This is a genomic window from Serratia quinivorans (genome assembly GCF_946227985.1).
Taxonomy (GTDB): Bacteria; Pseudomonadota; Gammaproteobacteria; order Enterobacterales; family Enterobacteriaceae; genus Serratia; species Serratia quinivorans_A.
In genome coordinates this window covers 340,237-359,454 of the sequence record NZ_CAMKGL010000001.1, presented here as the reverse complement: position 1 = coordinate 359,454, position 19,218 = coordinate 340,237, and the positions used below count along the sequence as shown (strand labels likewise).

The following is a 19,218-nucleotide window of genomic DNA, read 5'->3' as shown; positions in this document are numbered from 1 at the left end:
GATTACGTCATGCAAAAAATCTACCGTTCATTCCTCGCCACGTTGGTGGTTTGCTCTGTCAGTACGGGAGTACAAGCTAAAGAAGTGACCGTCATGATTTCAGGGGGCTTTAAAGCCGCACTGGAAAAACTGGCCCCACAGTTTGAAGCAAAGAGTGGCGACAACGTTATTTTGGTGTCCGGCCCCTCGATGGGTAATACGCCCCAGGCGATTCCAGCACGCCTGGCTCGCGGCGAAAATGCCGACGTGGTGATTATGGTGGGTGATGCACTAAAAAAGCTGGAAAAGGATAACTGGATACAGCCGGGTTCGCGCGTTGAACTGGCCGATTCGCCGATTGGCATGGTGGTCAAACAAGGTGCCCCGATACCCGATATCAAAAATGATGCAGAGCTGCGTAATACCCTGCTGCAGGCTAAATCCATTGCCTATTCTGACAGTGCCAGCGGCAGATATATCAGCAATCAGCTATTCCAAAAGCTGGGTATTGAAGACCAGGTGAAGGAGAAGGCGCATAAGGTTGAACGCATTCCGGTGGCATCCGAGGTGGCGAAAGGGAAATATGCGGTAGGCTTCCAGCAGGTCAGTGAACTGCTTCCCGTCCCGGGCGTAACCTTTATTGGCGAACTGCCTGACAATGTCCAGTACATTACCCGCTTTGCCGGTGCGGTCACCGCCAAAGCCGAACACCGCCAGGAAGGCAAAGCGCTACTGGATTTCCTGTCCTCCCCGCAGGCGCAAAAAACCATTCACGCCACCGGGATGAGAGCCGTGAAGGCTGAACAACCGGCTAGGCAGAGTGATACTGTTCAGTGATCAGTTTTTCCAACTCGGCGGCAAGGTAGGATTGCATACGTCCGCTGCGCCTGATCAGGCCAACGGTACGCTTTACAACCGGGTCGGTCAGCGGCAGGTGAGTCAGCACCGAATGGTCCGTACCCGGCATAGACATGGCGGGTACGGCGGCAATGCCGATACCCGCCTCAACCATGCCCAACATGGTTGTCACATGGCGGGTTTCGCAGAGGCTGGGACGCTCAGGGATAATGTGTGCCAGCATTTGGTCGAGCAGATTGCGGTTGCCGGAGGTCTTATCCAGCCCGACATAATCCTGCTGATAAAACTCGCGCCAGGTCAGGCTTTTTTTAGTGGCCAGAGGGTGATCGCGCCTGCAGGCGGCCACATAAACATCCCCAATCAACGGCACAAATTCGATGTCGGGTTGCAGATTTCTCGCAAAACAGATGCCGAAGTCGGCCTGGCCGCGGGTAACCGCTTCGATGACATTGCCTGCACTGCTATCGATGAGCTTAACGCGGACGCGTGGATAGCGAGCCTGGAAGCGGCGAATCACGTCGGGCATGAAGTAGTAGGCCGCTGAAGGCACCGTGGCGACGGTGACCAGGCCCGTTCTGTCCTGACTGACCTTATTGATATCTGCCAATACCAACTCAACGTTCATCAGTAGTTGCTCTGAACGCTCGGCGAAGGTCTGTCCATAAAGGGTTAGCGTGACGCGCCGGGTGGTTCTGTCGAACAGCTTAATGCCCAGCGCGGATTCCAGCTTCTCTATCCTGCGGCTCAATGCTGACTGCGAAAGGCAGATTGACTCCGCGGCAAGCCGAAAATTACCGTATTCAACCAACGCGCGGAAGGCGTAAAGATCGTTGAGATCAAAATTCACGGGCATAGTGGCAGGCAATCCTTTCAGCAGCGGCAAGGGGGTAAAGGAAAGATGATAGCCACTTATCCGACAACGGCAACACGGCATCAATAGAATAAGGAATTAATCCTGCATCTTGATAACCACTTTTCCCTTCGCATGTCCCTGGGCAAGGTAGGCAAGAGCCTCCTTTGTTTGAGCAAAGGGGAATACCTTGTCGATCACGGGTTTGATTTGTTCGGTTTCCACCAGTTTACCTATTTGGCTGAGCTGACTGCCTTCTGGCCGAACGAAAAGAAACGTATAGGTTAAGCCTCGCTTTTTTGAAAGACGCATAATATTGCGACTCATAAGCCTGAAGATAAAAGTCAGAAAGAAATTTAACCCTCGAGCCCGCGCAAACTTGACATCCAGCGGCCCGATGAGAGAAACAATATTGCCGCCTGGCTTAAGGATCTGGGTGGATTTTTCAATCGTATCCCCCCTGAGGGTACCCAGTACCACATCATAGCCAACCAATACTTTTTCGAACTCCTCTTTTTTATAGTCAACGACTTCGTCAGCCCCCAGACGCCTCACCCATTCGATATTGCCCGCACTGGTTGTCGTCCCCACGGTTGCGCCCAATTGCTTCGCCAGTTGAATGGCAAAGGTGCCTATCCCTCCAGAACCTGCCGGGATGAAAACCTTCTGACCAGGCCGTAGCCTGACACGCTCGGTCAGAGCTTGCCAGGACGTGAGGCTAACCATAGGGAGCGAAGCCGCCTGCACAAAATCCAGATTTGCCGGCTTTATAGCCGCAGCGCTCTCGGGCACCACGGCAAATTCGGCAAGAGAGCCCGTTCCCGTATCGAAAATACTGGCATAGATTTCGTCGCCTGGGGCAAAACGCGTCACGCGACTTCCCACGGCAATAACAACCCCAGACAGATCGCTACCCAATATTGCAGGAAGCTTAAAATGCAGAACCGGCTTAAATATTCCGGTTGGGATCATATTGTCGATTGGATTTAGGCCCACAGCGTAAACTTTAACCAAGACTTCATTAGCCTTGAGCGAAGGATAATCTACGTTATCAAACCCTAATTCAGGAGATTTACCGTAGCGCTTAAAGGTGAAGGCTTTCATCGTCTTATTATTCATTTTTTTTCCCCCTGCCGTGCAGGCAGCTGAACGATTGTTCTGAGCAGGACCCTTTATTGTCTAAAGGGCTTTATATCGCTCTGCGGCTTCAGCTTGTTTGATATCCGATAGCAGAGTCTGACGGGCAGCATCGAGGTTGTCCCAGCGTGCGGCATTCTGCAAAGGTGGAATGGTAACGAGTTCACGGCGATCAAAACCAACCAGAGCCGCATCAACCAATTCACCCACTTCCATCATTTGGGGCAAAGTGTTGGTGTCGATACCTGCACGTTGCCAAATATCCGTGTAAGTCCCGGCAGGGAGCACCGCCTGAACATAAACCCCCTTCTGTGACAGCTCAATATTCATGCCCTGAGACAGGAACAGGACAAAGGCTTTGGTTGCGCCATAAACCGACATTGCAAATTCAGGGGCGAGTCCGACGACGGAACTGATGTTGACGATAGCGCCCTCGCCGGCCAGCACAAACCGTGGCGTCACTGCACCGGCCAGTCGCGTTAAAGCCGTCACATTAAGCGCGATAAGCCGCTCAATCGAATCAGAGGTCTGTTCTATAAAGCTGCCCGACTGCGCGATACCCGCGTTATTGATAAGAATGCCTATCCGCGTGTCATCACGTAAACGAGCTTCAACAGTCGCTAAATCATCCGCTTGTGTGAGATCCGCAGGCAGAACGTCGACAGCAATACCGCTTTCTTGTCTCAAGCGTTCGGCAAGGCCATCAAGTTTTGTCTTGTCGCGGGCGACCAGAACCAGGTCATGGCCCCGGCGTGCGAACCGTTCAGCGTATACGGCACCAATGCCTGTGGAAGCGCCTGTAATCAGAACTGTTGATTTAGTCATAAATTGCCCTTGTTTATTAATGCGTAAATAAAATTCGCAAACTGCGATGTCTGTAGAACCGCGATAGTGGCGACAAAAGGAACAAACGCAATGATGATGATCATAATCTAAAAAGTCAATCCGTTTGATTACGATCATCATCAATGTATACTTGCGACATGCGTTTTAGAAGATGAGGCAGAGCAATGAGGGTTTCTAAAGAACAGGTTCGTGCAAACCGAATACGTATTGTTGAAACAGCCTCAGAGTTGTTTCGTGAGCGGGGTTACGACGGCGTGGGCGTAGCAGAACTGATGTCTGCGGCAGGTTTAACTCACGGCGGGTTCTATAAGCACTTCGGTTCCAAGGCTGATTTAATGTCGGAGGCAATGAGCTGCGGTTTTACGCGCTCAGCAGAAAGTACCGCGGGTGTGAGTCGGGAAAAATTTGTTGAAAGCTATCTCTCCCGCCAGCATCGTGATGATAGGGGCAAGGGTTGTGTGATGTCGGCACTAGGCACCGATACGGCCCGCCAATCTGAATCCATTAAGGCGACGTTTGCTGCGGGCATTGAACGTCAGTTGGCCCTTTTAGCCAATGAAAATGGCGAGAGTGACATCACCCGTGCTGACCTGATCGATACCATCGCACATCTCGTCGGTGCTCTGGTGCTGTCTCGTGCCTGCCCTGATGACTCCGCGCTGGCAGATGAGATTCTGGACGTTTGCCGCTCCCGTATTCTCAATCAGAAAGCCCATGAGGATTGAGTTTCCGATTAATCAGTGGAGTTGGCATCCGAAAATCAGGCCATAACAGGCTTATTGTCACAAAGATCACCCGGCAGGTGATCATCCTGTTTATCACTATTCGATACACCTGCCCGGCCTTCCCACCAGAAAACCCTATCAATCAACAACAATTCAATAGTCACAGACTATTACAACATTCAACCATTCCTATTTTATCTATCTGCATCCACTGACTAAGCTTAGAGTTGAGTGTCAGTGCGAGCCCCATCAGCGGTTGGCGAAAACCTCATCTCTTATTATTGAAAATCAGTTGATTAGAAAAACCATTAGCGCAACACCCGACGCGGGCAGTTACCCGCGATGTCAAGCTAACGGCTCCCCAGGTACCGGCAGACCGGGCCTGGTGAGCGAACCTACAGAAGCAGAGAGCGCATCATGACAACTGAAAGCAAATGCCCATTTTCGGGTGGCGGTAAACCGAACACGCCGCGCCGCGGCCCTTCGAATCAGGACTGGTGGCCCAACCAACTTAGCCTGAAACCGCTGCACCAGCACTCTTCCCTTTCCGACCCGATGGATCCCGACTTCGATTACGCCAAAGCCTTTAACAGTCTGGATCTGGCCGCCGTTAAACAGGATCTGCACGCCCTGATGACCGACTCGCAAGACTGGTGGCCGGCAGACTTCGGCCACTACGGCGGCCTGTTTATCCGTATGGCCTGGCACAGCGCCGGGACTTACCGCATCGGCGATGGCCGTGGCGGCGCAGGTGAAGGTCAGCAGCGTTTTGCACCGCTCAACAGCTGGCCCGACAACGTCAGCCTCGATAAGGCCCGTCGCCTGCTGTGGCCAATCAAACAAAAATACGGCCGCAAAATTTCCTGGGCTGACCTGATTATCCTGACCGGTAACGTCGCGCTCGAATCCATGGGCTTTAAAACCTTCGGCTATGCCGGCGGTCGTGCCGATACCTGGGAGCCGGATGATGTCTATTGGGGGTCGGAAAAAATCTGGCTGGAACTGAGCGGTGGTCAGAACAGCCGCTATTCGGGCGATCGCGATTTGGAAGATCCGCTGGCAGCGGTGCAAATGGGCCTGATTTACGTTAACCCGGAAGGTCCGGATGGCAACCCGGACCCGGTCGCTGCCGCCCGTGACATTCGCGAGACCTTTGCCCGAATGGCGATGAATGATGAAGAAACCGTGGCGCTGATCGCCGGCGGCCACACCTTCGGCAAAACCCATGGCGCAGGCCCGGCCTCACATGTGGGCGACGATCCGGAAAGCGCAGGCCTGGAGCTGCAGGGCCTCGGCTGGCAGAGTAGCTTCGGTACCGGTAAAGGTAAGGATGCCATCACCAGCGGCCTGGAAGTCACCTGGACCACCACGCCGACCCAGTGGAACCACGACTTCTTCAAACACCTGTTCGAATACGAGTGGGAACTGACGCAGAGCCCGGCAGGTGCCCACCAGTGGGTGGCCAAAGACGTTGGCGAGACCATTCCCGATGCGTTCGATCCGGCAAAGAAACAGCGCCCAACCATGTTAACCACTGACCTGTCGCTGCGCTTTGATCCGGCATACGAGCAGATCTCACGTCGCTTCTATGAGCATCCTGACCAGCTCGCCGATGCTTTCGCCCGCGCCTGGTACAAGCTGACCCACCGCGATATGGGGCCACGCGCCCGCTATCTCGGCCCGGAAGTGCCGGCCGAAGCGCTGATTTGGCAGGATCCGATCCCGGCCGTCGACCATCAGTTGATTAACGATCAGGATATCGCCGATCTCAAAACCAGCATCCTGGGTTCCGGCCTGCCGATCTCGGTCCTGGTCTCCACCGCCTGGGCTTCAGCCTCCACCTTCCGCGGGTCTGACAAGCGCGGCGGTGCCAACGGTGCGCGCATTCGTCTTGCGCCGCAGAAGGACTGGGCAATCAACCAACCGGCGCAATTGGCGCAAACGCTGGCCAAGCTGGAAGAAATCCAGCGGGCGTTCAATAATGCCCAGGCGGGCAACAAGCGCGTCTCGCTGGCGGATTTGATCGTGCTGGCCGGTGCCGCAGCGGTCGAACAGGCTGCAGCCAACGCCGGTCATCCGGTAAGCGTGCCCTTCACACCGGGCCGTATGGATGCCACGCAGGAACAGACCGACGTCGACTCCTTCGAAGCCATGGAGCCGGTTGCCGATGGTTTCCGTAACTACCTGAAGCGCCAGTTCAACATTCCGGCCGAAGCCTTGCTGGTCGACAAAGCACAATTGCTGACGCTGACGGCACCGGAAATGACGGTACTGCTGGGCGGGCTACGGGTGTTAAACGCCAACGTCGGTCAGAGCCAGCACGGCGTGCTGACCCAACGTCCGCAGACACTGAGCAACGACTTTTTCGTTAATCTGCTTGATATGGGCACGACCTGGAAAGCGGCAGGCGAAGATGGCGTGTTCGAAGGCCACGACAGCCAAACCGGCACGCTCAAGTGGACGGCGACCCGCGCCGATCTGATCTTCGGTTCGCATTCCCAACTGCGCGCGCTGGCGGAAGTCTATGGCAGCTCGGATGCTCAGGCGAGTTTTGTATACGACTTTGTCGCCGCCTGGAATAAGGTGATGAACCTCGATCGTTTTGATCTGGCCTAAATGAGAACGGCAGTAACCCAGCCCGCTTAAGGTCACTTAAGCGGGCTTTTTATGGCCCACTGGTCGGGAATAACCGTTCACCAAGAAAATCGATAAAAACGCGCAGTTTGGGCGCCAGGTATTTGCTGGATGGCCAGATAACGCGAAAAGCGCCCTGGTGCTCGACAAACGCCTCCAGCACCTTTTGCAGTTCACCTCGCTGCAACGCCGCCTTCACCATAAAATCCGGCAGGCAAGCAATGCCTAACCCGGCCTGCGCCACGGGCAACAGCGCCTCGGTGGTATTGCAGATCATGGTCGCCGGCAGTTCAGGTAAGGCTTCTCCCAGCAGCGGCCAGGTTTCAAAGCGCCCGGTGGCAGGGAATTTATGCTGTAAACAGGCATGGTTGAGCAAATCCGCCGGTTTCTCTGGCACACCGCGCCGCGATAAATAATCCGGCGACGCCACCAGCACCAGCTGAAAGCCGCCCAACCGGCGTGATACCAACCGCGAATCGGCCGGCTCACCGGTACGCACCACCGCATCAAACCCCTCTTCGACGATGTCGACCATACGATCGGAAAAATCCACGTCCAGTTCGATATCCGGGTACTGATGCATAAAGTCCGTCAATACCGGCATGAGCAACCCACTGACCAGCGGCAGGCTAATGCGCAGCTTGCCACGCGGTGCGGCGCGGCTGTCGACCAGCTCAAGTTCGGCGGCGGCGACCTCCGCCAAAATGCGGCGGCAGCGCTCAAGAAACAGCGTTCCTTCTGCCGTCAGTGTCACACTGCGAGTGCTGCGGTGAAATAAACGCACCGCCAGCCGCTGTTCCATACGCGCCACGCTCTTACCCACCGCAGAAGACGAAACGCCTAACTGCCGCGCAGCATCGGAGAAACTGCGTGTTTCCGCAACCTGCACAAACGCCAGAATGCCATTAAGACTGTCCATCACGCGCGATCCTCTATTCCGGACATTTTTGTCCGATATCTATGGAAATTTAGCCTATTTTTCTCCACTCAGGGAAGGATTACCTTAATGGCAACGCAGTCGACAGCCCATTACCCGGCGCTTAGCGCTGCGCGGCACCCGCTTGCGGGCTTTTTTCACCAGAGACAGATGAGCGCCATGACGCAAATAACCTCCACCGCAGACCGCATCGAAATCCGGGCATGGCTGCAATTACTGGCCGCCTGCCTGACCGGTATCCTGATCCCACTGAGCTTTACCGGCCCGGCGGTGGTCTTGCCCTCCATCAGCCATTCGCTGGGTGGCAGCGCCGTACAACTGAGTTGGGTAGTCAATGGTTATATTCTTACCTATGGCAGCGCCATGATGGCCGCCGGTAGCCTGACCGACATTTATGGCCGTAAACGGGTCTGGTTGTTCGGGCTGGGCGCGTTCGCCATTCTGACCATGATGATCCCCTTCGCCCCGTCGGTGGTGGGAATAGATATTTTGCGGCTGGCGCAGGGGCTGGCCGGTGCGGCGGCTTTTGCCGGTGCGATGGCATCGCTGGCGCAGAGTTTCCACGGGCCGGTTCGCACCCGCGTTTTTAGCCTGCTGGGCACCACATTCGGTATTGGCCTGGCTTTTGGGCCGCTGGCCTCAGGCTGGCTGGTGGTGACCGCAGGCTGGCCATGGGTGTTCTTCGCCACCGCGTTGATTGGCCTGGCGGGATTGGCACTGGTGGCGCTCAGCGCAACGGAATCTCGCGATCCCCATGCGGCAGGGTTGGACTGGCCCGGTGCCATTAGCTTTACTGCCGCGTTGGCGTTGTTCACCTACGCCATTCTGCTGGCGCCGGAAAACGGTTGGGGCAGCCTGTCGGTGGCCGGTTCTTTACTGCTGTCGCTGGCGGTTTTTATCGCCTTCGTACTGATTGAGCGGCGGGTAGCACGGCCAATGCTCGATCTGACACTGTTTCGCAGCCCCCGCTTTATTGGGGTTCAGGTGCTGGCAGCCTCGCCAGCGTTCTTTTTTGTGGTATTGATCGTCATGCTGCCAGGGCGTTTTATCGGTATTGATGGGCAGAGCGCGCTCGAAGCCGGTAAAACCATGATTGCGCTGGCGGCTCCATTGCTGTTCGTGCCCTTTCTTGCGGCACTGCTGGCACACCGTTTTACCTCTGGCGTGCTCTCCGGTATCGGGTTGCTGTTGGTCGCCGTCGGGCTGGCCTGGCTGGGTCATGAACTGACAGCACATAACGGCCACGGCCTGATAGCACCGATGCTACTGATCGGCACCGGTATCGGCCTGCCCTGGGGGTTGATGGATGCCATGGCGGTCAGCGTGGTGGAAAAAGAACGGGCGGGCATGGCCACCGGGATATTCAACGCGGTGCGTGTCTCGGCCGACGGCATCGCCATTGCGATTGCCGGCGCGGTACTGGCCATGCTGATCCAGGGCGGTCTGCTTGCAGCACTCTCCGGCAATGGCGGCACGCAACATTGGGTTGAGGCGGCCAACCGTGCGGCACTGGGTGATTTAAACAGTGCCGCCGCCCTGCTGCCCGGACAACGCCAGTTAATGCTGCAGATCTACGATCAGGCTTTCCGCAACTTGCTGTATATCCTGGCGATAGCCTCTGCCGCCTGCGCGTTACTGATATTTGGGCTATTGGGGCGTTTGCATGCTCACGATAGCGCGGCGGAGTAACCGGCCCCGCCGCAGCTGTTTTACTTTTTCGCCGTTTGCCGCCCCAGGTGCCGCAGGTCAAGCGACAGGAAGTGGTGTACCACCGGTTTCTCCGGGCCGATATGGAACTGCAGCGCCTCTTGCTGCAAGTCCGCATCGGCATGCGAAACCCGCTGGTGCTGGCGCAAGTGTTCGGCCCAGGACTCCACCATAAACCACTCCATCACGCACTGCGGATCGGCGGTATGTTCGGTCAACCCCCAGGCATAAGCACCGTCACGGCGACGCACCCGTGAAAGCCGTTGCAGCGTGCGCAGAAACTGCGGGCGATCTTCCAACCGTACAAGGTATTCCACCTGGATCATCACCGGCCCGCGATCGTTTTCAACCGGGGTATTGAGTAAGGGCTCCGGCCAGTGGTTTGACGGTTGCAGGTCGGCTTCGCCCTCCGGCAGGCGAACGCGATGAAACAGCAGCGAAATGACCAATAAGCCGATACCGCCCGCCAACAGCGTGGCGGCCACGCCAATCTCCTGGGCAATCAACCCCCACAGCAGGCTACCGGCAGCCATCGCGCCATTAAATACCATCAAGTAAATCGCCAGGCCGCGCCCGCGCACCCAGTTTGGCAAGACGCCCTGCGCTGCGCCGTTCAGTGAGGTCAGCGCGATAATCCAACCGGCCCCCAGCGCCAGCAGCAGCAATACCGCCAGCCACTGCGGCGGGGCCAACGACAGCAACGCCATCACCACGGCGGTAATCACTGCCGCCAATAACACCAGGCCATCGGCATTCAGCCGCTGACGCAGTCTTGGCAACAGTACCGCACCGCCGATCGCGCCGGCCCCCACCGCGCCCAGCAGGATGCCATAGAAACCGGCGGTACCGCCCAGCATCTGCCGCGCCACCAAAGGCAGCAACGCCCAGACTGAGCTGGAAAACACGAAGAACACCGCCGCCCGCAGCAACACCACATGCAACTCACGGCTGGCGCGGGCATAGCGAATACCGGCGCGGAAAGCGCCAAAGAAATGCTCGGAAAGCCCGTTGTCCTCCACCTTCGGCCTGCGCCACCACAGCAAGGCGGCCACCACGAACACATAACTCAGTACGTCGGCACCGTAGGCCGCACCGGCACCGAAGCTCGCCAACAGCAATCCTCCCGCCGCCGGGCCGATGGCACGGGCGATATTTATCCCCAGCGAGTTCAGCGCCACCGCATTTCTGAGATCGGCTCGCGGCACCAGCTCGGGCACGATAGATTGCCAGGTCGGCCCCATCAGCGCCCCGCCGATGCCGCCGATAAAGGTCAGCGCCAGCAAATACTCGACGGTCAGCGCGCCGCTTTGCGACAGCAGCAATAAAGTGCCGCTGACGCTGGCCAGCAGGACCTGGACAAAGATAAGAAAGCGACGGCGGTCAAGAATGTCGGACAGCACCCCAGCAGGGATCGCCAACAGAAACACCGGCAGCGTGGCGGCGGTCTGCATCAGTGCCACCGCCGACGGGTTAGAGGACAAATCCGTCACCAACCAGGAACTGGCGACGTCCCGCATAAAGCTGCCGACGTTGCCCAGCACCGTGGCCCCCCACAACACCGCGAATACCGGGATCTTCAGCGGCGCGAAACCGCCGGATGCAGCCGAGCTCTCAGCCGGTTCAGCCATCTTTTTGCTCCTTTAAATCGTACAACGCCACCAGCAGCAGTGCCCCGGTCAGCCCAATATGTTCAAAAAATCCGTTCATGCCGGCAAAGCGCTCCGGCGGGCTCATTTCCCAAAAACGGTTAGCCATCAGCGTGGCGGCCAGGGTGAATCCGGCCAGCGCCAGCGCACCCAGCCAGCGGTAAAAACCGGTCAGGATCAGCGCCGATGCCCCCAGCTCCAGCACCACCACCAGCCCGGCAAACAGCGCTGCAGGCTGTAGGCCAAAATGGGTCATTTCCGCGATGGCACCGTTAAAATCCAACGCCTTGACCAGGCCACCCTGGATATAGGCGGCGCAAATCGCCAGTAGCATCAGCCCGCGGATGAAAGGCGTATCAGCGGTCTGTCTGACTCGAGAGATAAAAGCGGCAGTGTTCATGGTCGGCTCCGGTTCACAGGTAAAATCCCCCCGCCCGGGGGGACAGGGGTCAAGACTGGATAAACGCCAACAGATCGGCATTAAACCGTTCAGGGTCTGTTTGTGCCAGCCCGTGCGAAGCGCCCGGATAGACTTTCAATTCAACCTGCCTGATAAGCTTAGCGGCTTTCAACGCGGATGCGGCGATCGGCACAATCTGGTCGTCGTCGCCGTGCACCAGCAGCGTCGGCTTGTCGATGGCCAGTAGATCCGCGGTGTAATCAACCTCGGAAAACTCACGCACGCAGTCATACAACCCCTTCACACCGCCCTGCATGCCCATCAGCCAGAAACTGTCCGTCAGCCCGGCATTGGCCTGCACGCCGTGCCGGTTATAACCGTAGAAAGGCACCGCCAGATCCTTGAAGAACTGGGCGCGATTTTCTGCCGTTCCGCTGCGAATGCCGTCGAATGCCGACATCGGCAAGCCCTCTGGATTGGCCGGACTCTGGAGCATCAGCGGCGGCACCGCGCCCACCAGCACCGCCTTTGCCACCCGCGCGCTGCCGTGACGGCCAATATAGTGCGCGACCTCACCACCACCGGTTGAATGGCCCACCAGGATCAGATCCCGCAGATCCAACGCTTCGATCAACTCCGCCAGATCGTCCGCATAGCGGTCCATGCTGTTGCCGTCCCAGGTCTGGTCGGAGCGACCATGGCTGCGGCGATCGTGCGCGATAACGCGGTAACCGCTTTGGCCGAAGAACAGCATTTGGTTATCCCAGGCGTCGGCGGATAGCGGCCAACCGTGAGAAAAAAGGATGGGTTGCCCGCGGCCCCAATCCTTATAGAAAATACGCGTGCCATCTTGGGTGGTCAGGATGCTCATAGGTTATCTCCCGGTGGGGGTAAGGGTAGGTCTTCCGGGTTAACAGTAAGGCAGGAGAGGAAACGGTGATAACGGAATTATTTTCGGATGATCGCGAGTTTTTTTGCTGAAGATCCCGGCGTTGCCTCAGTGCACAACGCCGGGTGGCGGGGTCAGATATTTTCCAGATCGATACCGCGCGTTTTTGGGCCAAACACCCCGATCACCACCATCACAATCAGCATGCTGGCAACGATAAACGCAATCACTCCCACCGAGCCGCCGTATTGCAAAATCATGCCTATCATCAGGCTGCTGAATACCGTCGACAGTCGGCTGAATGAATAACAGAATCCGACCGCACGGGCGCGGATATAAGTTGGGAATACCTCTGACTGGTAGGAGTGGTAACTGTAGGTCAGCCAGGCATTGGACCAGGTGATGAAGAATCCGCACAGAATCAGCCACAGGGGATTATTCTGCATGGCAAACAGCGAGCCGAAAATCACCGTCACCAGGCAGGAAAGAACAATCTGCCATTTGTTTTCCATTTTGTCGGCATAGCGACTGCACAACAATGATCCCAGCGGGTAAGCCAGGGTGATAAAGAAGGCGTACAGCAGGCTGTGGGTGATTGAGGCGCCCTTTCCGGCCAGCAAGGCCGGCAGCCAGTTACCGAAGCCGAAGAAGCCAATCGCCTGGAAGAAATTCATCACCACCAGCATCAGGGTGCGGCCCCGGTAACGCGGCGACCAGATATCTTTAAAGCTTCCCTGCGCGGGCGTTTCGCTCGCTGATTCAGCATCACGCAATGGGAATTCCGTCACCTGGGTCACGCCGCAACGGCGCTCCATCGCCAGCATCACCTGCCTGACTTCCGGGTAACGTCGCTGCTGCGCCAGCCAACGCGGAGACTCCGGCAAGCCTTTACGCACCAGCCAAATCACCAGCGACGCCACGGCACCGGCGATCACCACATAACGCCAACCGCTCAGGCCCAGAATGGTCTGCGGTACCAGCCACCACGACATCAACGCGACCGTTGGCACCGACAGAAATTGAATGAAAAACGAAAAGGCGAAAGCACGGGTACGCAGAGGCGCAGGCACCCACTCGGTCAGATAGGTATCAATGGTGACCAGTTCAATCCCCAGCCCAACGCCAACCAGAAAGCGCAGGAAAATCACCCACTCTGCCTGATGCTGAAAAGCCAGGCACAGCGAAAACGCGCCATACCAGGCCAGGGCAAACATAAAGGTGGTGCGGCGGCCAAAGCGATCGGCATAGGGGCTGAGCAGGCTGGCGCCGATAAACAGGCCAAGGAAGGTGGCGGAGGCAAACGCCGCCTGGTCGGAGACGCCGAACACGCCTTGCGCGCCGGTATGAAATATCCCCTCGGCGATTAAACCGGTGCTGATATAGCCGGTCTGAAACAGATCATAAAGCTCAAAAAAACCGCCCAACGCCAGCAAAGCGATAAACTTCCACAGGCCGGCCGAGGTCGGCAACGCATCAATTCTTGCCGACAAATCCCGTTCATGGATCGGTGACTGGGCCACCGCATCGCTTCCCGCAACTAAAGAGTCACTCACCATTAACCTCGCCATAACATAGTTATTATTTTTCTATGCTATAGGCTCGGCGTCGGAGTTAAATATTTAATTAGCAGGCTATGAAAGGTAATTAAGCATAAAAAACTGCAGCAATCTGTTTTGCTGAGAGAAAATTTAAGCCGTGGTGAGATGCCTGATAGTGAGCCGGCGGCCCACTATCAGAGGGCAGGAAGTTAGCGGATTTGGTGGTGTTGCAGGCGTTCGCTGCGGTAAAAGTTCAGCAGGCACCAGCCAAGGGCGATCAACGCCAGCGGGGCAGCGACAAAACCGATGTTACCCATGCCCAGATACTGGCTGACCTGATTCCCCAGCAGTGCGCCAGCGCCGATGCCAAAGTTGTACAGCCCGGAATAGATCGACATCGCCACGTCGGTAGCGTCCGGCGCCAGGTTCAAGACCCTGGCCTGCATCGACAGGCCAATCGCCATAATCGCCATGCCCCATACCGCAAACAGCACCGTCAGGTGATTTTCATCGCCGGAGGCCGGTAACAGCAGCAGCAGGCTCAGCATCAATAAGGCGATAGCGCCGATGAAAAAGCCCGACGGGAAACGTTCGCTGAAACGGCTGAACAACAGACTGCCGATGATACCGGCGGCACCGAACAGCAACAGCATCAGGGTGGTGAAGTTTTCCGACAGCCCGGCCACGGTCTGAATAAAGGGTTCGATATAGCTGTAGGCGGTAAAATTGGCCGTCACCACAATGATGGTCAGCATATACAGGCTGACCAACGCCGGGCGCTTAAACAGCATTGGTACGCTGGCCAGCGAGCCGGAATGCTCGCTTTTCAGCACCGGCAGCAAGCGCCACAGCAGCACCAACGCCAGCGTGGCACAGACGGCGATACCAATAAAGGTCATGCGCCAGCCGAGGATTTGACCCACGATACGGCCCAGCGGCAGGCCGAGCACCATCGCCAGCGCGGTCCCCCCCGCCAGCAGGCTCAATGCCTGCGCCTTCTTGCCCGCCGGAGCGACCCGGATCGCCAGCGAAGCGGTGATTGACCAGAATACCGCATGAGCCAGCGCCACACCGGCACGCGAGATAACCAGCGTGGTGAAGTTCCACGCCACGGCGGTCAGCACATGGCTGGCAATAAACAGGATGAATACCCCGATCAGCAGTTTGCGCCGCTCAATCCGGCTGGTCAGCAGCATACACACCAGCGAACTGGCGGCGACGATCCAGGCATAAATAGTGATGATCAACCCCACCTGCTCGGTCTGCATCGAGAAGCTTTGGGCGATATCACTCAGCAACCCGACCGGAATGAACTCGGTGGTATTGAAGATAAAGGCCGAAACGGCAAGAATGACCACGCGCAACCAGGCAGTTGAGCGAGAGACCTGAGTTTGTTCCATGTTAAACGGGATCCGGACGGGTGCGGGAAGTAGCGATATTTTAACCAACTGGCCGGGTAAATGCGATATGCGTCACACTTTTATTAGCCTGTTTTTTTCGCCAGTCTTTTGCCATCCACGGCCTGCACAACGGCAGACCCTGGACAACAACGGATGCCCTTTACTGGCTGATACAGTGCTTTAACGCCTCAACCGAAGTATTGATGCCGGCATCGACCGACATGGTCAGATCCTCCATCTCCAGCGACACCCAGTCGTTATAGCCCATCATGCGTACCACCGAGAAAAACGCTTTCCACCACTGCAGATCCTGCCCGCAGCCGACCGCCACATAATTCCAGGCGCGCTCCGCCACCTGCTCCACCGGCCGGGTTTCCAGCAGCCCGTTGACGGCCACCATGCCCCTTTCCAGCCTTACGTCCTTGCCGTGTACGTGGTGAATTGCGTCCCCAGGCGACGCGCCACCGCTATCGGATCGGCCCCCATCCAAATCAGGTGGCTGGGATCAAGATTCAGCCCGACCATCGGCCCCACCGCATCACGCAGCCTGAACAAGGTGTCCGGGTTCCACACCAGCATCGAACTGAAGTTTTCCAGTGCAAACTTCTCGATGCCAAACGCCTGCGCCTTATCCACCAGCCGTTGCCAGTAGGGGATTGCCACTTCATTCCACTGATAGTCCAGGCAGTTTTTCAGCGTCGGCGGCCAACTGACGGTGTAGGTGATCCAGTTGGGGATGCTGTCGCCGGGGGCCGCGGGCGGCAATCCGCTCATCATGACGATTTTCTTCACCCCCAGGCCGGCGGCCAGTGCCAGCGTGTTGTCGGTATCGTGGCGATGCTTTTCACCCAGAACACCCGGCTCAAGCGGGTTACCGGAAACGTTCAGCGCGGCAATCTTCATGCCACGGCTTTCCAGTGCCGCCAGTAACCGTCGGCGCTTACCGGCGTCCTGCAACAGCGCAACGGTATCCAGATGCGGTGCCGAAGACCAGCCACCGGTGGTCATTTCCACGCCAAACACCCCCAGTTCGCCCAGCCTGTCCAGCATGGCTTCAAACGGCAGATGGCCCAGACTATCGGTACAAAAAGAAAGCTTCATGTTATGTCTCCACAAAAAGGTTTATTCAAAGGCTACCCAGCGAGCCCCCTGATCGGCCGAGCGCACGCAGTTTTCAATCCAGCGCACACCGTCGATCCCGGCGTCGATGTCCGGATACACCAGTTGATCCAGCGCCTGCCGATCGCCCCGGTTGCAGGCATCAATCGCCAGGGCGAATTTCAGGTAGATGTTGGCCCAGGACTCGGTTAGCCCCTCGGTATGCAGCGCCCCCAGCCGCTCCCAGGCGTTGCAGGTTTCGTCCAGATAGGGCATGCCGCGATACAGCGTCTGATTGGGTTGCCCCTGCACCTGGTAACTCAGCTCGCTGGGGTTGATGTCGGTCCATTCCAGGCTGGCCTTCGAGCCGACGATGCGAATACGCTGGCTGCTCATGGCACCGGCATTGACCGATGAGGCCCACATGCGCCCCACCGCACCGTTGGCATAGCGCATCATCACCAGCGCGTTGTCTTCCAGCGGCGCACGCGAGGGAATAAAGCTCTGCCGATCGCAAAGCAGTTCGCTGATTTGCATCTGCGGCATCACCAGTTGGGACAGGTAATAGGTGTGGGTGGAAATGTCACCCAGCACAAAGCTCGGGCCTGAGATTTGGGGATCAATGCGCCATTTCTGCGCATCGCTGAGACGATCGACTTCGTCGGTGGCATTAAAACCGTGGGTGTATTGCAGATCTACCATGCGCACTTCGCCAATCTGCCCGTTGGCAATCATCGCGCGCATCTGCAGCAGCAACGGATGGCCGGAGAAACCGTAGGTCACGCCGACGATGCGGTTTTTTTCCGCTGCCAGCGCCTTGATTTCATAGGCTTCCCGGCTGGTAAAAAACAGCGGCTTCTCGCAAATCACGTGCAGCCCGGCCAGCAGTGCCGCACGGGTTATTTCGTAATGGGTGCCGTTTGGCGTGGCCACTGAGACCACTTCTATGCCGTCCTCTCGCCCGGCCTCTTGAGCAAACAGCGTGCGGTAATCGTCATAGCAGCGTTCGGCAGCCACCCCCAGATTGACGCCGAATTCGCGGCCGCGCGCCGGCACAATATCAAACGCCCCAGCCACCAGCGCAAAGGCGGTATTATCCCGCAATGCGCCGCAACGGTGTTTATAACCCACCTGCCCCAACCGCCCGCCGCCAACCATCGCCCAACGCAGAGGCCGTGGCGTTTTTCTTTCACCATTCAACATAGTTGCTCCCGAAGCTCAAAGTTTCTGATCTTTCCGCCGTACTGCACCCGGGTGCAAATTTTAAATGCAACCGGGTGCAAAATTGGGTGGCAACTTGACCGCGAAACAAATGCCACTTGCGATGGACTATTGGAGAGGGTTAAAAATAAGTCAAATACGCCATGATAAATCTGCCGCTCAGGATCACAATTTGCCGATCAAAGGATCAATATAGCGACCTGTCCTGCATCAGGGATCCCACCGCTGACTGCAGCAACTCCCGCATCCGGCAAGGCTGTGCTAATCTGTTGAACCCATACCGTTTTTTCATCACGAGCAAAGATGATGACGAAGAAACCCGGCGCTCACCCTGCGCCCACTGCACGCAAGGCGACCGCCAGTGATGTGGCTGCCCGCGCCGGCGTGTCCAAATGGACGGTATCGCGTGCCTTTACCGAGGGGGCGTCGATCTCGCCCCATGCGATGCTGCGCGTTCAGACCGCGGCAAGAGAATTGGGCTATCGCCCTAATCTGCTGGCGCGCAGCCTGTCGAAAAAAAGCACCCGCATCATCGGGCTGGTGGCGGACGAGCTAAAAAACCCGCATATTTTCACGCTGCTGGACGAAGTCACCCGGCAGTTGCAAAGCCGCGGTTATATGGCCTTGCTGCTGAATATCACCTCGGAACACGACTATGAATCGGTGCTGACGCTGGCCGATCAAATGCAGGTGGATGGCCTGCTGTTTCTCGGCACCCTGCTCAACGACAGGCTGATCACGCTGGCACAGGATATTCACCATATTCCGCTGGTGGTGCTGTATCGCTATAGCGAAAGCCCCTATATCCAGGTGTTGGCCACCAACGGCTATCAGGCCGGGCGTGAAATTGGCGAACTGTTGCTGACGCAAAATTATCAGCGCATGGGCTATCTGGCCGGGCCGGTGAGCGAGTCCACCCAGTTACGCCGCCTTGACGGTTTCCGCGCTACACTGGCGGAAAAGCAACGCGACGTCAGCCTGGTGCTGCAGGCCCCGCATTATCAACGTCAGTGCGGCATGGAAGCCTTCGCGGCCTACCTGGCAACCACTCCGGTGGAGCAACGGGTTGAGGCGATTTTTTGTGAGAACGATATTCTGGCCGTGGGGGTTATCGACGCCATACGCGCCACGCCTGACTGCGCGCCGATTGCCGTGGTGGGGTTTGATGACATTGAACTGGCCGCCTCCCCCAGTTATCAACTGACCACCTATCGCCAGCCGATGCAGTCGCTGATTGCCGATGGCATTCATTGCCTGACGCAGGCTTTTGAACCGGGCGGCCAACGTTTGTATAACGGTGAATTAATCGTCCGGCAGTCGCATATTAAACAATAATAATATCAACGGACGGCG

Annotated in this window: 15 protein-coding genes and 1 pseudogene; 5 read left to right on the top strand and 11 right to left on the bottom strand. The window is 57.2% G+C overall.

All coding sequences use genetic code 11. The annotated features are described in order from the left end of the window. Positions 1–9 precede the first annotated feature (9 nt). Complete coding sequence (locus OCH02_RS01635; RefSeq protein WP_261429432.1) at positions 10–816, top strand: substrate-binding domain-containing protein; 807 nt, start codon at positions 10–12, stop codon at positions 814–816. Here the strand turns inward: OCH02_RS01635 and OCH02_RS01630 are convergent. From OCH02_RS01630 to OCH02_RS01620, 3 genes are all read right to left on the bottom strand, one after another. Further along, positions 791–1,690 (bottom strand): LysR family transcriptional regulator, encoded by a 900-nt coding sequence (locus OCH02_RS01630; protein ID WP_261429431.1) that lies wholly within the window; start codon positions 1,688–1,690, stop codon positions 791–793. The two genes, OCH02_RS01635 and OCH02_RS01630, sit on opposite strands and share 26 nt — an antisense overlap. 96 nt (positions 1,691–1,786) lie before the next feature. Beyond that, positions 1,787–2,806 carry an NADP-dependent oxidoreductase gene (locus OCH02_RS01625; protein ID WP_261429430.1) on the bottom strand — a complete coding sequence of 340 codons (1,020 nt, stop codon included), beginning with the start codon at positions 2,804–2,806 and terminating at the stop codon, positions 1,787–1,789. 60 nt (positions 2,807–2,866) lie between these two features. Next, positions 2,867–3,649 (bottom strand): SDR family NAD(P)-dependent oxidoreductase, encoded by a 783-nt coding sequence (locus OCH02_RS01620; protein WP_261430778.1) that lies wholly within the window; start codon positions 3,647–3,649, stop codon positions 2,867–2,869. 185 nt (positions 3,650–3,834) lie between these two features. Between OCH02_RS01620 and OCH02_RS01615 the strand changes: the two genes are divergently transcribed. Then, positions 3,835–4,395, top strand: a complete 561-nt coding sequence (locus tag OCH02_RS01615) for a TetR/AcrR family transcriptional regulator (protein ID WP_261429428.1) — start codon at positions 3,835–3,837, stop codon at positions 4,393–4,395. A gap of 417 nt (positions 4,396–4,812) precedes the next feature. Continuing rightward, on the top strand, positions 4,813–7,011 hold the full coding sequence (gene katG, locus OCH02_RS01610; protein ID WP_261429426.1) for a catalase/peroxidase HPI: 2,199 nt from the start codon (positions 4,813–4,815) through the stop codon (positions 7,009–7,011). A 49-nt stretch (positions 7,012–7,060) separates the two neighbouring features. On the opposite strand, the gene OCH02_RS01605 is transcribed toward katG, so the two are convergent. Further along, positions 7,061–7,948 (bottom strand): LysR family transcriptional regulator, encoded by an 888-nt coding sequence (locus OCH02_RS01605; RefSeq protein ID WP_261429424.1) that lies wholly within the window; start codon positions 7,946–7,948, stop codon positions 7,061–7,063. Between the two features lie 177 nt (positions 7,949–8,125). Here OCH02_RS01605 and OCH02_RS01600 point away from each other — a divergent pair, with 177 nt between their 5' ends. Next, on the top strand, positions 8,126–9,655 hold the full coding sequence (locus OCH02_RS01600) for an MFS transporter (RefSeq protein ID WP_261429422.1): 1,530 nt from the start codon (positions 8,126–8,128) through the stop codon (positions 9,653–9,655). A 20-nt stretch (positions 9,656–9,675) separates the two neighbouring features. Here the strand turns inward: OCH02_RS01600 and OCH02_RS01595 are convergent, their stop codons facing one another. The 7 genes and pseudogenes from OCH02_RS01595 to OCH02_RS01565 form a co-directional block, all read right to left on the bottom strand. Next, positions 9,676–11,301 (bottom strand): MFS transporter, encoded by a 1,626-nt coding sequence (locus tag OCH02_RS01595; RefSeq protein ID WP_261429418.1) that lies wholly within the window; start codon positions 11,299–11,301, stop codon positions 9,676–9,678. Beyond that, a complete protein-coding gene (locus OCH02_RS01590; protein ID WP_261429416.1) occupies positions 11,294–11,719 on the bottom strand; it encodes a DoxX family protein in 426 nt (141 codons plus the stop codon). Before OCH02_RS01590 ends, OCH02_RS01595 begins: the two co-directional genes overlap by 8 nt. Positions 11,720–11,768: 49 nt before the next feature. Beyond that, complete coding sequence (locus OCH02_RS01585; RefSeq protein WP_261429414.1) at positions 11,769–12,590, bottom strand: alpha/beta fold hydrolase; 822 nt, start codon at positions 12,588–12,590, stop codon at positions 11,769–11,771. Between the two features lie 152 nt (positions 12,591–12,742). Continuing rightward, complete coding sequence (locus OCH02_RS01580) at positions 12,743–14,164, bottom strand: MFS transporter (RefSeq protein WP_261429412.1); 1,422 nt, start codon at positions 14,162–14,164, stop codon at positions 12,743–12,745. 191 nt (positions 14,165–14,355) lie between these two features. Next, positions 14,356–15,546 carry a sugar transporter gene (locus OCH02_RS01575; RefSeq protein WP_261108703.1) on the bottom strand — a complete coding sequence of 397 codons (1,191 nt, stop codon included), beginning with the start codon at positions 15,544–15,546 and terminating at the stop codon, positions 14,356–14,358. Positions 15,547–15,706: 160 nt separating this feature from the next. Beyond that, positions 15,707–16,647: pseudogene (locus OCH02_RS01570) on the bottom strand (sugar phosphate isomerase/epimerase family protein). A gap of 21 nt (positions 16,648–16,668) precedes the next feature. Continuing rightward, positions 16,669–17,847 carry a Gfo/Idh/MocA family protein gene (locus OCH02_RS01565; RefSeq protein ID WP_261429411.1) on the bottom strand — a complete coding sequence of 393 codons (1,179 nt, stop codon included), beginning with the start codon at positions 17,845–17,847 and terminating at the stop codon, positions 16,669–16,671. 321 nt (positions 17,848–18,168) lie between these two features. Between OCH02_RS01565 and OCH02_RS01560 the strand changes: the two genes are divergently transcribed. Beyond that, complete coding sequence (locus tag OCH02_RS01560) at positions 18,169–19,200, top strand: LacI family DNA-binding transcriptional regulator (protein ID WP_261429410.1); 1,032 nt, start codon at positions 18,169–18,171, stop codon at positions 19,198–19,200. Positions 19,201–19,218 lie beyond the last annotated feature (18 nt).

What these genes read in the sequence shown, in the direction of transcription:
- katG (WP_261429426.1), top strand. Translation starts at nt 4,813, where the DNA reads ATGACAACTGAAAGCAAATGCCCATTTTCGGGTGGCGGTAAACCGAAC.
- OCH02_RS01625 (WP_261429430.1), bottom strand. Translation starts at nt 2,806, where the DNA reads ATGAATAATAAGACGATGAAAGCCTTCACCTTTAAGCGCTACGGTAAA.
- OCH02_RS01590 (WP_261429416.1), bottom strand. Translation starts at nt 11,719, where the DNA reads ATGAACACTGCCGCTTTTATCTCTCGAGTCAGACAGACCGCTGATACG.
- OCH02_RS01565 (WP_261429411.1), bottom strand. Translation starts at nt 17,847, where the DNA reads ATGTTGAATGGTGAAAGAAAAACGCCACGGCCTCTGCGTTGGGCGATG.
- OCH02_RS01560 (WP_261429410.1), top strand. Translation starts at nt 18,169, where the DNA reads ATGATGACGAAGAAACCCGGCGCTCACCCTGCGCCCACTGCACGCAAG.
- OCH02_RS01580 (WP_261429412.1), bottom strand. Translation starts at nt 14,164, where the DNA reads ATGGTGAGTGACTCTTTAGTTGCGGGAAGCGATGCGGTGGCCCAGTCA.
- OCH02_RS01600 (WP_261429422.1), top strand. Translation starts at nt 8,126, where the DNA reads ATGACGCAAATAACCTCCACCGCAGACCGCATCGAAATCCGGGCATGG.
- OCH02_RS01635 (WP_261429432.1), top strand. Translation starts at nt 10, where the DNA reads ATGCAAAAAATCTACCGTTCATTCCTCGCCACGTTGGTGGTTTGCTCT.
- OCH02_RS01615 (WP_261429428.1), top strand. Translation starts at nt 3,835, where the DNA reads ATGAGGGTTTCTAAAGAACAGGTTCGTGCAAACCGAATACGTATTGTT.
- OCH02_RS01575 (WP_261108703.1), bottom strand. Translation starts at nt 15,546, where the DNA reads ATGGAACAAACTCAGGTCTCTCGCTCAACTGCCTGGTTGCGCGTGGTC.
- OCH02_RS01630 (WP_261429431.1), bottom strand. Translation starts at nt 1,690, where the DNA reads ATGCCCGTGAATTTTGATCTCAACGATCTTTACGCCTTCCGCGCGTTG.
- OCH02_RS01585 (WP_261429414.1), bottom strand. Translation starts at nt 12,590, where the DNA reads ATGAGCATCCTGACCACCCAAGATGGCACGCGTATTTTCTATAAGGAT.
- OCH02_RS01620 (WP_261430778.1), bottom strand. Translation starts at nt 3,649, where the DNA reads ATGACTAAATCAACAGTTCTGATTACAGGCGCTTCCACAGGCATTGGT.
- OCH02_RS01605 (WP_261429424.1), bottom strand. Translation starts at nt 7,948, where the DNA reads ATGGACAGTCTTAATGGCATTCTGGCGTTTGTGCAGGTTGCGGAAACA.
- OCH02_RS01595 (WP_261429418.1), bottom strand. Translation starts at nt 11,301, where the DNA reads ATGGCTGAACCGGCTGAGAGCTCGGCTGCATCCGGCGGTTTCGCGCCG.